The organism is Bradyrhizobium arachidis (genome assembly GCF_024758505.1).
GTDB lineage: Bacteria > Pseudomonadota > Alphaproteobacteria > Rhizobiales > Xanthobacteraceae > Bradyrhizobium > Bradyrhizobium manausense_C.
Window position 1 is genome coordinate 7,977,880 of sequence record NZ_CP077970.1, and the last position, 13,038, is coordinate 7,990,917.

11 protein-coding genes and 1 pseudogene are annotated in these 13,038 nt (G+C 65.2%); 6 read left to right on the forward strand and 6 right to left on the reverse strand.

Features of this window, described 5'->3' with window-relative positions; all coding sequences use genetic code 11:
- Positions 1-34: 34 nt before the first annotated feature.
- The 4 genes from KUF59_RS37010 to KUF59_RS37025 all read right to left on the reverse strand — a co-directional run bounded on the left by KUF59_RS37010 (position 35) and on the right by KUF59_RS37025 (position 4,959).
- Entirely contained in the window at positions 35-2,227 is a 2,193-nt protein-coding gene (locus KUF59_RS37010; RefSeq protein WP_258767857.1) for an outer membrane protein, read from the reverse strand.
- A 381-nt stretch (positions 2,228-2,608) separates the two neighbouring features.
- Positions 2,609-3,541 (reverse strand): 4-hydroxybenzoate octaprenyltransferase, encoded by a 933-nt coding sequence (ubiA, locus tag KUF59_RS37015; RefSeq protein ID WP_212460487.1) that lies wholly within the window; start codon positions 3,539-3,541, stop codon positions 2,609-2,611.
- Complete coding sequence (locus KUF59_RS37020) at positions 3,538-4,200, reverse strand: hypothetical protein (protein WP_212460519.1); 663 nt, start codon at positions 4,198-4,200, stop codon at positions 3,538-3,540. Before KUF59_RS37020 ends, ubiA begins: the two co-directional genes overlap by 4 nt.
- A 213-nt stretch (positions 4,201-4,413) precedes the next feature.
- Positions 4,414-4,959 (reverse strand): hypothetical protein, encoded by a 546-nt coding sequence (locus KUF59_RS37025; RefSeq protein ID WP_249140567.1) that lies wholly within the window; start codon positions 4,957-4,959, stop codon positions 4,414-4,416.
- A 193-nt stretch (positions 4,960-5,152) separates the two neighbouring features.
- Between KUF59_RS37025 and KUF59_RS37030 the strand changes: the two genes are divergently transcribed.
- The 6 genes from KUF59_RS37030 (at position 5,153) to KUF59_RS37055 (ending at position 11,036) form a co-directional block, all read left to right on the forward strand.
- On the forward strand, positions 5,153-5,920 hold the full coding sequence (locus KUF59_RS37030) for a 16S rRNA (uracil(1498)-N(3))-methyltransferase (protein WP_212460485.1): 768 nt from the start codon (positions 5,153-5,155) through the stop codon (positions 5,918-5,920).
- 103 nt (positions 5,921-6,023) lie between these two features.
- On the forward strand, positions 6,024-7,175 hold the full coding sequence (locus tag KUF59_RS37035) for an ATP phosphoribosyltransferase regulatory subunit (RefSeq protein ID WP_212460484.1): 1,152 nt from the start codon (positions 6,024-6,026) through the stop codon (positions 7,173-7,175).
- 4 nt (positions 7,176-7,179) lie between these two features.
- The gene (gene hisG / locus KUF59_RS37040) at positions 7,180-8,157 is read left to right on the forward strand and encodes an ATP phosphoribosyltransferase (RefSeq protein ID WP_212460483.1); all 978 of its coding nucleotides are present in this window, start codon (positions 7,180-7,182) and stop codon (positions 8,155-8,157) included.
- 100 nt (positions 8,158-8,257) lie between these two features.
- Positions 8,258-9,304 carry a glycosyltransferase family 2 protein gene (locus tag KUF59_RS37045; RefSeq protein WP_212460482.1) on the forward strand — a complete coding sequence of 349 codons (1,047 nt, stop codon included), beginning with the start codon at positions 8,258-8,260 and terminating at the stop codon, positions 9,302-9,304.
- Positions 9,301-10,146, forward strand: coding sequence for a ChbG/HpnK family deacetylase (locus KUF59_RS37050; protein WP_212460481.1), 846 nt, complete (start codon positions 9,301-9,303; stop codon positions 10,144-10,146). Before KUF59_RS37045 ends, KUF59_RS37050 begins: the two co-directional genes overlap by 4 nt.
- 113 nt (positions 10,147-10,259) lie before the next feature.
- Entirely contained in the window at positions 10,260-11,036 is a 777-nt protein-coding gene (locus KUF59_RS37055) for a DUF2076 domain-containing protein (RefSeq protein WP_212460480.1), read from the forward strand.
- Between the two features lie 642 nt (positions 11,037-11,678).
- Here the strand turns inward: KUF59_RS37055 and KUF59_RS37060 are convergent.
- Positions 11,679-11,771 (reverse strand): annotated as a pseudogene (locus tag KUF59_RS37060) (L,D-transpeptidase family protein); the annotation flags it as partial.
- 394 nt (positions 11,772-12,165) lie between these two features.
- Positions 12,166-12,966 carry a L,D-transpeptidase gene (locus KUF59_RS37065; RefSeq protein ID WP_212460479.1) on the reverse strand — a complete coding sequence of 267 codons (801 nt, stop codon included), beginning with the start codon at positions 12,964-12,966 and terminating at the stop codon, positions 12,166-12,168.
- Between the last annotated feature and the right edge of the window lie 72 nt (positions 12,967-13,038).

Below are 13,038 nucleotides of genomic sequence, written 5' to 3' on the forward strand. Positions count from 1 at the left end.
GGGACGGCCCTCGAGACGCGATCGCGCAGCCGCTTTATTGTCCGAACTTGTAGCTGACCCTGAGGCGCGCGACATCGGTCGTCAGATGATTGCGGACCACGCAATTGCTTGCCGGGTTGGAGGTACAAAGATTCGCGCCATTGGCGAGGGTGATGTTAGCGTCACGATCCTGATACATCGTGTGCAGGAATTCGCCGCCAACGATCCAGTTCGGGCTCAGGGCGTACTCCACACCCGCGCCGATCACGCCGCCCCAGAGTACGCCGCTGCGGTTGGCCGTAACTCCGGTGGGCGTGCCAAAGGCTGGCGACGCAAGATTGTTGAATTCGACCCCGGTTTGCTGGACGTCTGCCCAGGCAGCGCCGCCGGTCACGTAGGCCAACGCATTGTTGACGACCAGGCCGGCGCGGGCCCGGATCGTTCCGCTGACATCTGCCTTGGCTGCAACATTCATGGCGAAAATGTCATCGCCACCGAGGACGGACTCTTTGAACCCGCTGTTACCATTCACATCAGCTTCAATACCGACCAGACCTCTGCCGAACTGATAATTGTAGCCGACCTGAGCGCCGCCGGTGAAGAAGCCGCGCGTGGGCGTCGCGGTGGAGCAATAATAGCAGGGATCGTCGAAGTGCGACGCCGCCATTCCACCGCCGGCGTTGCCGCCGATGTAGAAGCCCGTCCAATTGTAGGCCGCAGCCACCGGCGCCATCGCCGGAGAAGTCGGTGCCGGGTCACCGAACTTGTAGCTGAGCCTGGCGCGAGCGACGTCGGTCGTCAGCTGGTTGCGAATGACGCAATTGGTCGCGGGGCGGCCGCCACAAGCATTGGTGCCGTTGGCAAGGACGATGTTCGCGTCACGATCTTCATAGACGGTGTGAAGGTATTCGGCGCCAATGATCCAGTTCGAGTTCAGGGCGAACTCAACACCTGCTCCGATCACGCCACCCCAGAGCGTGCCGCTGCGGTTGGCGGTGACGCCGGTCGGAGCACCGAAGGTCGCACCGAGAGGATTGTTGAAAAATTCAACCCCGGTCTGCTGGACGTTTGCCCAGGCAGCGCCGCCGGTCACGTAGACCAAGGCATTGTCGATAACGACACCGCTGCGCGCCCGGATCGTTCCGCTGACGTCCGCCTTGGTGGTGACAGTCATTGCTCTGGTCTCACCGCCTCCGAGAACGGACCCCTTGAAGTCGCCGTTGCCGTTCACGTCGGCTTCGATGCCGACCAGGCCGCTCCCGAACTGGTAATTGTAGCCGATCTGCCCACCGCCGGTGAAAAAGCCGCCCGTGGGCATTGCGGACGAGCAATAGAAGCAGGGATCATCGAAGCGGGACGAGGCCATGCCTCCGCCGGCATTGCCGCCGATGTAGAAGCCCGTCCAGCTATAGACCGAAGCCACCGCCGGAGCCTTTGCATAGCGCGGGCCGGCGCTGCCATAGGCGTCGGTCGAGACCGGGACGGGATCGCCAAATTTGTAGCTGAGCCTGACACGTGCGACGTCGGTCGTCAGTTGGTCGCGGATGACGCAATTGGCCGCGGGGCGGGATGCACCACATCCATTGGCGCCAGCAGCAGTTACAATGTTGGCGTCACGGTCCTGGTACATTGTGTGAAGATATTCGGCGCCAACAATCCAGTTGTTGGCCAAGGCGAACTCGACACCCGCTCCGATCACGCCGCCCCAGAGCACGCCACTGCGGTTGGCGGTAACTCCTGTCGGAGCACCGAAGGTCGGGCTGGCAGCCACATTATTGAATTCGATCCCGGTTTGCTTGACATCGGCCCAAGCGGCGCCGCCAGTCGCGTAAACCAAAGCGTTGTCGATAACGAGACCGGCGCGGGCCCGGATCGTTCCGCTGACATCGGCCTTGCTGGTGACAGTCATGGCTCTGCTGTCGTCGCCTCCGAGGACGGAGCCCTTGAAGTCGCTGTTGCCGTTTACGTCGGCTTCGATGCCGACCAGGCCTCTCCCGAACTGGTAGTTGTAGCCGATCTGCGCGCCGCCGGTGAAAAAGCCGCGCGTCGGTGTCGCGGATGAACAGTAGATGCAGGGATCGTCGAAGTGCGACGAAGCCATGCCGCCGCCGAGATTGCCGCCGATGTAGAAGCCCGTCCAACTGTAGATTGCCGCCGGAGCTTTTGTGTAGACCGGAGCGAGATCCGCCGCAGAGCCTGCCACCGTGGTGGCGAAAAGAGCAGCCGCGGCTGCGAGGGTGGTTCTCATGGCAAACACTTCCAATGGACGAAGCAAAATCACTTCAACGTTGGGAACGTTGATAGGGAGCTTTCGCCGCATCGACTATTGCTGCTCAGACACACTCGCCGGGATGCCAGCGGATCACAGTGCCACCTGCCGGTTTCGGACGACAGCAAGCGCCCCTACAGCAAAGAGGGGCCGACGGGTACGCATTGTTTAAGGATTGGCTAACGATAAGCAGTCGAGCGGGAGAGGAAGCGCGCACCGCGTGCGTGGCTACATCGAGCTTAATTCCATCGCGCCGCTAGAGCGTTTTCCAGCGAAGTGGACACCGGTTCGCGTTCAAGAAAACGCGTCAAAACAAGAATCTAGAGCTTCCGTTCCGATTCCATCGGAACGGAAAAGGCTCTAGCCCGCCCGCAGCACCGCGTCGGCAAGCAATCCCGCAAACAGCAGCAACCCGGCATGCTTGTTCGACTTGAACAGCCGCAGGCAGAGCGCGGGATCGTCGATCCGCAGGCGCTTGATCTGCCAGGCCAGATGCAATGCAAACGCCGCGAGCCCGAGCCAGGCCGGCCAGCGCGCATCGCTTGATGCCAGCGCCACGCCGATCAGCATCACCGCAAGCCCATAGAACATGATCAGCGCCTGATGCGTGTGCGCGCCGAACAGGCGCGCCGTGGACTTGACGCCGATCAGCGCGTCGTCCTCGGCGTCCTGATGCGCATAGATCGTGTCGTAGCCGATCACCCAGGCGATGGCGCCGGCATAGAGCACGAGCGCGGTGATATCGATCCGGCCGAAGGTGACGGCAAATCCCATCAAGGCGCCCCAGGAGAAGGCGAGCCCGAGGAAGGCCTGCGGCCACCAGGTGACGCGCTTCATGAAGGGATAGATCGCAACGATCACCAGCGAGGCGATGCCGGTCGCCACCGCGAAGCGGTTGAATTGCAGCAGCACGATCAGGCCGATCAGCGCCTGCACGACCAGAAAGGCCAGCGCCTGCTTCACGCTCACCTGCCCTGCAGGCAGCGGCCGCGAGCGCGTACGCTCGACCCTGGCGTCGAGCTCGCGATCGGTGATGTCGTTCCAGGCGCAGCCGGCGCCGCGCATGACGAAGGCGCCGATCAGGAACAGCACGATGGTGAGCGGCAGCCGGCTGACGTCATGCGCCATGCCGGCGGCGAGCGCCGCCGACCACCAGCACGGCATCAGCAAAAGCCAGGAGCCGATTGGACGATCGTAGCGTGAGATGCGCAAGTAAGGCCGCGACCATTCCGGCGCGCGGGTATCGACCCAGTTGCCGGTAGAATCGGCAACGCGGGCGCTACCAACACTCATCGGGTCAGGACGTTGCCGTTGAGCGTATCGAAGGTGCTGCCGCCCTTCTTGCCGGTATTGGCTTCAGGGGCCGACCCCGATCCGATGACCTCGCTCAGCGACGGGCCGGCAGGCCGCGCCTGCTTCATCTGCTGCGCCACGTTGCAGACCTTGGCCATCATGCCTTCGGTATTCTTGTGTCCGGCCTTGAGCTGCTCGGCGACCTGCGGCGGGATTCCGCATTTGGCGGAATTGGCCTCGACGAATTTGAGCATCTTGGTCTCAGCCTGCGAGAAATTGCCGATCAGCTTGCAGGCCTCGTCCGGCGGCGCGTGCCGGTCGCTCGCCGCCTTGATCGCCTTGCCGCGCTTCTCGGCTTCCTCGCGCAACGGCAGAAAGCCCTTCATGCACTGCTCGCCAGGGCCGGACTGGCTCGGCGGGGCCGCGCTGAAAGCACCGGCGCCGCCGATCGGAGCTGCGCCGCTGCTCGGAAAGGCAGATTGCGGCGCGCCGACCGAAGCAGATGGCGCGGCACCGTTGATCGGCGGGAACGGAGAACTGCTGGCGGGTGCTGCGGCCTGTCCGGGCAGCGGCGCGGGAAACGCGCTCTGGCCATAGGCCGCAGCAGCGCCCATGGTCACCATGGCGACAGTGATCGGAACCATCAAACGACGGATCATCAAGGCTGTTTCTCCGGCAGGGCCAACGGGCTCGGCATCTTCCCAATTGAAGCGCGACCGACCATTTCGTGTTTTTACGATTCCTGCCGGCCCTTAACAACCCGTCGAATTGGGCAAGAGCGCGGCGCTCGGACGCACGCTGGGGGCAACATTTACCCCAAAACAGCTACTTTCGGTTAAGAACGACGCAGATCAAGGATTTCAGCCGCAAGATCAACCCGGCGCAGGATCCGGGGCGGCTGGAGCCGGGTCCGGGGCGACTGGCGCCGGCAACCGCCGCGGACCGTCGCGGTCACGCTGCTGCATCTGTTGCGCCACGTTGCAGACCCTCGTTCGCATGGCCGCGGTGCTCTCGTAGAGGGCCTTCAACTGCTTGCCGACGTCCGCCGGGATTCCACATTGGGCGGTGTTGGTCTCGACATATTCGACCATGTTGAGCTGGGCCTGACCGAAACTGCGTATCAAGTCGCATGCCTCATCGGGCGGGGCGTGGCGATCACCCGCCGCCTTGATCAAGTTGCCGCGCCTTTCCGCCTCTTCGCGCAGAGTTTCAAAACTCTTCATGCACTGTTCGGCGGGCCCCGATTGGATCGGCCGGGTGGCCGAGGTCGAACCGTTGCCCAGTGGGATGGGCGAACTGACGGGCGGAGCGGAGGACTGGCCGGGCAGCGGCGCGGGAAACGCACCTTGCGCATTGGCAGCACAAGCAGCCAAGGCCATGATAGCAGCAGCGATCGGAATCATCGGGCTACGGATCATCAAGGCTGTATCTCCGGCAGGATGCACGGACTGGGCGTCTCCGCCAGCCTGTCGCGCCCTAACGCTTCATTCCGATCCTCACCAAACGATGGAATTTGGCAGGAGCGCGGCGCCGGAACATGTCATGGAACCAATTTTTACCCCGGAAAGACCCGCTTTCGGCTAAGAACGCCGCGAATTGGACTCCTCCTCCATGCCTTCCCACGATTTTCGTGCCCCCCGCCTGTTCGTCGATGCCGCGCTTGCGCCCGAGGCGCGGGTGGCGCTCGACCGCGACCAGAGCAACTATCTCGGCAACGTGCTGAGGCTCGGCGCGGGTGACCCTATCCTCGCCTTCAACGGCCGCGACGGCGAATGGCAGGCTGCGATCGACGGCCGCAAGCGACCCGACAGTCTCGTGATCCTGAAGCAGACCCGCCCGCAGGACGGCCTGATCGACCTCGCCTATGTCTTCGCACCGCTCAAGCACGCCAGGCTCGATTACATGGTCCAGAAGGCCGTGGAGATGGGCGCCTCGGTGCTGCAGCCGGTGCTGACGCGTTACACGCAGGCGAGCCGCGTCAATAGCGAGCGCATGCGCGCCAACGTGATCGAGGCGGCCGAGCAATGCGGCATTTTGAGCCTTGCGGAGGTCGCCGAGCCCCTGGCCCTGGAGCGCTACCTCGGCCAGCGCGCCGCAAGCCGCCTGCTGGTGTTCTGCGACGAAGCGGCGGACACCGACAATCCCATCGCGGCCCTGCAAGGCGCGCGCGAGGCGGCGCGCGGTATCGACGTGCTGATCGGCCCGGAGGGCGGCTTTGCCGAGGAGGAACGCGCGCTGCTGCTTCGCCAGCCGCACATCCTGCGCCTCGCGCTGGGACCGCGGATTTTGCGGGCCGACACCGCCGCCGTGGCCGCGCTGGCGCTGGTGCAGGCGGCGCTCGGCGATTGGGGCGGCCAAAACGCGTTGGCCCATCGTTAAGCCATTGGCCCAATGGAGGTCGAAACCTCCCACGGGCCATGCTAAGGGCAGCGCCAACAAGCCCTTCCCTTCCCCCGGTTCCACCGGGAAACCGGACCTCGCTATGACCGCGACTGCCACCTCAAATGCTGCCGGCTCCGCCGCCTGGGCGGATACGCTGCTGTTGTCGTTCGCGCAGGCCGGTTACGTCAGGGCCGAGCCCGCGATCCTGCAGCCGGCCGAGCCGTTCCTCGACCTCTCCGGCGAGGACATCCGCAAGAGCCTCTACCTCACGACGGACCTGACCGGCGAAGAGCTCTGCCTGCGCCCGGACCTGACCATTCCCGTCGCACGCGACTACCTCGCCTCCGGCCACGCCGGCCAGCCGGCAGGGTTCAGCTATCTCGGCCCGGTGTTTCGCTACCGCGGCGGCCGCCCGAGCGAGTTCCTTCAGGCCGGCATCGAATCCTTCGGCCGGCAGGACCGTGCCGCCGCTGACGCCGAGATGCTGGCGCTGGCGCTGGAAGCGACCTCCGCGTTCGGCGTGCGCGACGTCGAGATCCGCACCGGCGACGTGGCGCTCTTCAACGCCCTGATCGACGCGCTGGATCTCTTTCCCGTGTGGCGGCGCCGGCTGACCAAGGATTTCAACCGCAAGATCAGCCTGGAGCAGGATCTGGAGCGGCTCTCGGTCGCGACCGCCGGTACCCGCAACGAATATGAAGGCGTGCTGGCCGCGCTCGCCGGCTCCGACCGCAAGGCTGCGCTGGCGCTCGTCACCGACCTGATGTCGATCGCCGGCACCACCAATGTCGGCGGCCGCACCACCGCCGAAATCGCCGATCGCTTCCTCGAGCAATCGACGCTGAAGGGCGGCGCGCTGCCGCGCGAGGCACTCACAGTGCTGAAGCGCTTCCTCGCGATCTCAGGCAATCCGGACGATGCGGTCGCCGAGCTGCGCACGCTTGCCGCAGAGACGAAGCTCGACATCTCCGCAGCGATCGACCAGTTCGAAAGCCGCGTCGGCTTCATGGCCGCGCGCGGCATCGACGTGAAGGAGACGCGCTTCTCCACCTCGTTCGGCCGCGGGCTCGACTACTACACCGGCTTCGAATTCGAGGTGCATCACCGGGGCAATGGCGTCGAGCCGCTGGTGGCCGGCGGCCGCTATGACGGGCTGATGACGCAACTCGGCGCAGCGGCGCCGATCCCCGCGGTCGGCTTTTCGGTCTGGGTCGATGTGCTGAGGCGGATCGGCCGCAAGGTGGGAGCGTAAAGTCATGAGCGCGCCATTCGTTCTGGCCGTTCCCTCCAAGGGCCGCCTGCAGGAAAACGCCGAAGCCTTTTTCGCGCGCGCGGGCCTGACGCTGTCGAAGTCCGGCGGCGCCCGCGACTATCGCGGCACCATCGCAGGCATGGACAATGTCGAGGTCGCCTATCTCTCGGCGAGCGAGATCGCAGCGCAGCTCGCCCGCGGCATGGTGCATTTCGGCGTCACCGGCGAAGATCTGGTGCGCGAGAACATTCAGAACGCCGACAAGCGCGTCACCCTGATCGACGGGCTCGGCTTCGGCCACGCCAACGTCGTCGTCGCGGTGCCGCAGGCCTGGATCGACGTCCGCACCATGGCGGACCTCGACGACGTCACGACAGGTTTTCGCGAGCAGCATCACCGGCGGATGCGCGTTGCGACCAAGTACATCAACCTGACCCGCTCGTTCTTCTCGAGCCACGGCATCGTCGACTACCGCATCGTCGAGAGCGCCGGCGCGACCGAAGGCGCGCCTGCCGTCGGCACCGCCGAGCTGATCGTCGACATCACCACGACGGGCGCGACGCTCGCGGCCAACGGGCTGAAGGTATTGGACGACGGCGTGATGCTGCGCAGCCAGGCCAATCTGGTCGCCTCCAAGGACGCCGACTGGTCGGAGGGGCCGCGGGAAGCCGCGCGCGTCATCCTGGATCACATCGCGGCGCGGGCACGGGCCAACAAATACCGCGAGGTCCGGACCCGCTTCCGGGAATGCGATGCCGCCCTGCTCACCGAGGCCCACAGCCGGTTCGGCGTGGTCGCCCCGTTCGGGGGGCCGACCTCGTCAGGCATGCTGACGCTGCACTGCCCGCCGTCAAAGCTCTATGCGCTCGGCAGCTTCCTGCGCGATCATGGCGCCGAAACGGTCTCGGTGGTTTCGCTCGATTACGTGTTCGACCGCGAGAACCCGCTGTTCGCGAGGCTCGAGGCGTTCCTGCGGCGGTAAGCCGTAAGAATCCCTTAAAGATTCCTTGGGGCCGTTCAGCATAGCGACAGGTACGAGCAGCTACCGTATGCTGTTCAATGGATGATCTGGACCTTGAACTATGAATTTGGGCACTGACGTTTCCAGCCTGACCACGACAGCGGCGAGCGCCGCGGCGAAGGGGCTGTCGATTGTCGTTCCCGTCTACAACGAGGCGGCGGGGCTGGCCTCGCTGCACCAGCGGCTGTGCGAGCTCGCAAAGACCTTGCGGCAGCGCTACCGCCTGCCTTGCGAGGTCGTCTATGTCGACGACGGCAGCGCGGACACGACGCTTGCGATCGCCCGCGCCCTGCCCGCCGACACGATCGATGTGCAGATCGTGTCGCTGTCGCGCAATTTCGGCAAGGAGGCCGCGCTGATGGCGGGCCTCGACCACGCCAGGCGCGGTGCCGTCATGTTCATGGACGGCGACGGACAGCATCCGCCCGCCCTCGTCGAGCAGCTCGTCAAGCACTGGATCGAGGACGGCTATGACGTCGTCTATACCGCCAAGGCGCATCGCGACAACGAGTCGTTCCTGCGGCGCCAGGCCGTGCACGGCTTCTATGCCCTGATCAACTGGGGCGCACGGCAGAAGATTCCGGAGGACGCCGGCGACTTCCGCCTGCTGTCGCCGCGTGCGGTCGCCGCGCTCCGGCAGCTGCCCGAGCGCAACCGCTTTTTCAAGGGGCTGGCAAGCTGGATCGGCTTCCGCCAGATCCGCGTCGATTATGAGCCGGCCCCGCGCGCCCATGGCGTGACCACCTTCAACGCCACGCGGCTGCTCGGCCTGTCGATCGAAGGCCTGACCTCGTTCTCGGTGGCGCCGTTGCGATTCGCCAGCCTGCTCGGCGTGATCCTCGCCGGCGTCGCCTTCCTGTTCGGCCTCTCCATCCTCTGGGAGGTCTTCACGACCGGCAAGCAGGTGCCCGGCTATCCCTCGCTCGTGGTCGGTCTGATGACGATCGGCGGCGTGCAACTCATCATGATCGGTATCGTCGGCGAATATATCGGCAAGATCCTGTCCGAGCTGAAGGCGCGTCCGATCTACTTCGTCGCCGAGCACAGCGAGAAGCAGTTCGAGACCGACAAGGCCGACGACGCCTCCAGCCGGACGGCGGCCGAATGAACGCGGCGGCGGCGCCGCGGCGGATCTGGCTCTGCGCCGACGACTACGGCATCAGCCCCGGCGTCAACCGCGGCATCCGCGACCTCATCGAGCGCGGCCGCCTCAACGCCACCTCTGTCATGATGCTTGGCGCGGCGATCGACCGCGGCGAGATCGAAGCGCTCCAGGCGGCAGCGAAGCAAAGCCCGCGCTGCGCGATCGGCCTGCACGTCACGCTGACCGCGCCGTTCCGCCCCGTGACCATGCATTTCCGCCCACTCGACGGCGACATGTTCCTGAGCTTTCCAAAGCTGTTGCGCGCGTCCCTTGCACGCCGGCTCGACAACGAGATCTTTCGCGCCGAGATCGCCACCCAGCTTGCGGCCTTCGCGCGGGCATTCGGGCGCGCGCCCGATTTCGTCGACGGCCATCAGCATGCGCAGCTCTATCCGCAGGTTCGCGACGGTTTCATCGATGCCGTGCGCGAAGCCGCACCGAAGGCCTGGGTGCGCCAGGGCGGCCGCAACCTGCCCTTGGCCAGCCGGCTGGCGTCGCCGAAAGCGCTGCTGCTGGATGTCCTGAGCGCGCAGTTCCGCAAGCGCGCGGGCGCGGCCGGGCTTGCCGTCAATCCGGCCTTCGCCGGCGCCTATGACTTCACCCGCAAGGCGGATTTCGGCGAGCTGATGCGCACGTTCATCGCGGGGCTGCCGGAAGGCGGTCTCGTCATGTGCCATCCCGGCTTCGTCGACGACGTCTTGCGCGGCCTCGACCCCATGACCGACGTCCGCGAGCGCGAGCACGCCTTCCTCGCGGGCGAGGCGTTCGCGCGCCTGCTCGCGGAAAGCAACGTCACCTTGGGATGAAAAGGGTGCCGCGCAACTTGTCGCATACCGAAATTTAATCCGCGCCCCTCTGTTGACGCCACATTGGAACCTTACATCTTCGGCGCGCTTGGTTCGCGCGATGGAGAGACAAGATGACGCCGCAGGAACGCCAGCTCGTTGACGAGCTTTTCGACCGGCTTTCGAAACTGGAGAATGCACCGCGCGATCCCGACGCAGTCGCCGCCATGTCCGACGGCCTGCGCAAGGCCCCGGGCGCCGTCTACGCGCTGGTGCAGACCGTGCTGCTGCAGGACGAAGCGCTCAAGCGCGCCGATGCCCGCATCCAGGAGTTGGAGGCGGCGCATGGGCCCGGGCAAGCCCAGTCCGGCGGGTTCCTGGATTCGATGCGCGACACGCTGTTTGGTGGCGGGTCCTCGCGTGGCTCGGTCCCGAACGTGCCGCCGCGCGACAGCCGCCCGGTCTGGAACTCGGGCCAGGCGATGCAGCAGATGCAGCCGCCCGGCCAGCCCTATGGTCAGGGTTATGGCGCCCCGCCGGTCGGCGGTGGCGGCGGCTCGTTCCTGGGCACGGCGGCGGCAGCCGCGGCCGGCGTGGTCGGCGGCTCGCTGTTGCTCTCTAGTATCCGAAACATGATGGGCGGGTCGCACCAGCAGGCCTTCGGCGACACCAACGCCTTGAGCGACCGCAGCGCCAGCCCGTGGAGCGGTGACCAGTCCGGCGGTTCGCTGGCCCGCGATGCCGGCCTCAACGACGTCGGCTCCAGCCGTCGCGACGAGCCGCAACAAGACTCGCGTCAGGGCTATTTCGACCAGGCGTCGAACGATGACCAGAACGACGACGATGATGGCTTCGACAATGACGACAGCGATTTCGACGGCGGGGACGACGGCGGCAGCGACTACGCGTGACCAATTCGTCCAGTAGATGCGAAACGGCCGCCTCTTCGGCGGCCGTTTCATTTTACGTCAATAGCTCAAACGCCTTCACTGCCGCTGCACATCGCCCGCGGAACCTTTCGAGTATAGTATGACTAATGTGATCGTTGGATCGTCCAGCGCAGACGGGTCTGAGTTCATCATGAAGAGCGAAATCGCGCTTCGATACACGTGGCCGTAGACTCCCGGATTTCTAAATTCGGACATGGGTGTTCAACTGGAAGAACACGTTGCTCTTGCTACACACCCATGTGGTTGCCTCTCTAGGCTATAGTCGAGGTCTTGAAAATGAGTCCACTTCAGCAGCGCATTGCAACCTTCACCGACGTGACGACGCATCTCATCACCGAGTTGCACGAGTTGGAGGGACTTCATGAACGCGTCAGGGAGGCTGAGCTATCTGCGCGGCGATTGAAGCGCTCCGCTCGCGCACTGCATTCTCATTCATCACGCGGGCATCGCTGCTCCGTCGCCCCTCGTCTCGGCACCGTCGGCCAGCGTAGATCGTAGTGGCCGCGGTCCGCCGCAAACCGGCGGCACGCGACAAGTTCGATGCCTCACATCGCGAGCCGCTCAGCGCGCAAAGTTGACGGTTCGCATCGCGTGCTTGACGCCTCACACCCCTACGGCCGAGGTACCGTCATTGACGCGGCCGTAGAGGTCTATGACGTCCTCGTTGCGCACGCGGATGCAGCCGAAGGAGAAGTTCCGGGGGCGTCGTCCAGGCCGCCCAATGGGCGGCCGTTTTTGTATCGAGAGACCTTGCTGCGGTCAGCCGCCCCAGTTCTGGTAGGGATTGCTGTACCCGGTCGGCGCCGAGTACGGGACCGGGCGAGGAACATAGGCATAACCTTCAGCCGCACGCGGCGTGAGCTGGGGAGCGAAGTTCTGGGCGGCAGGGGCGACGTGCCGCCGATGTTGCACCGTCCCCGCACTGGCCGAGGCGGTTAGGGCAACGAGAATACCCAAAGCCAAGATCGTACGCATTCGCATTGCTCCAAGTTGAGTTGCCATGCGTAGCTAGGCCTCGGCCCTCACCACACCAATCTACCGCTCCTTCACGATTGCTCACATCCGCGGCATCACCGACGCCCGCGGGTCCTCACATCACCACGACCCTGGTGCCGACATTGACGCGGCCGTAGAGGTCGATGACGTCCTCATTGCGCATGCGGATGCAGCCGGAGGAGACGTTGGTGCCGATGGTCCAGGGCTCGTTGGAGCCGTGGATGCGGTAGAGCGATGAGCCCAGATACATCGCGCGCGCGCCGAGCGGATTTTCCGGCCCGCCTTCCATGTGCCGCGGCAGATCGGGACGGCGCGCCAGCATTTCGGGGGGCGGCGTCCAGGCCGGCCATTCGCGTTTGGCGGAGATCGTCTTCACGCCGGACCAGGTGAAGCCGGGACGCCCGACGCCGATGCCGTAACGCATCGCCTTGCCGCCTCCCTGCACCAGATAGAGGAACTTGTTCGGCGTATCGACGACGACGGTGCCGCTGCCTTCGTTGCCGTGATAGTCGACGAGCTGCTTCTCGAACTTCGGATCGAACGGGCGCTGGCGCGGATCGAGCGCCTCTTCCTGCGGCACGCCCTGCATCTGCGGCTGGCCCATCGGCGGCAGATGCCGCTGGTCGTAATAGGCCGGCTGCTGCTGATACATCGGCTGCTGCTGCGGATAATAGGCCTGACCCTGCGGCCGGTCGCCGAACAGGAACTCGATGAAGCCGCCGCCCATGCCCGCGCGCTCGTTGGAGGCAACGCGCACCGGCTGGGCTTGCGGCTCGCGCACGTAGATTGCGGTCAGCTCGGAGGGGCTAGCGGTGTCGATCGCGGAAGCCGGATCGACGCCGGCAACGAGGGTGCACGCGCCGCCAAGCAGCGCGACGGACATTTTCTTGAACATCGACGTACTCTGTACTGTTTCGTCTGTGTCGTTCGTCGCGACCGGCGCTTCACCGATCCGCCCTCGCGACCA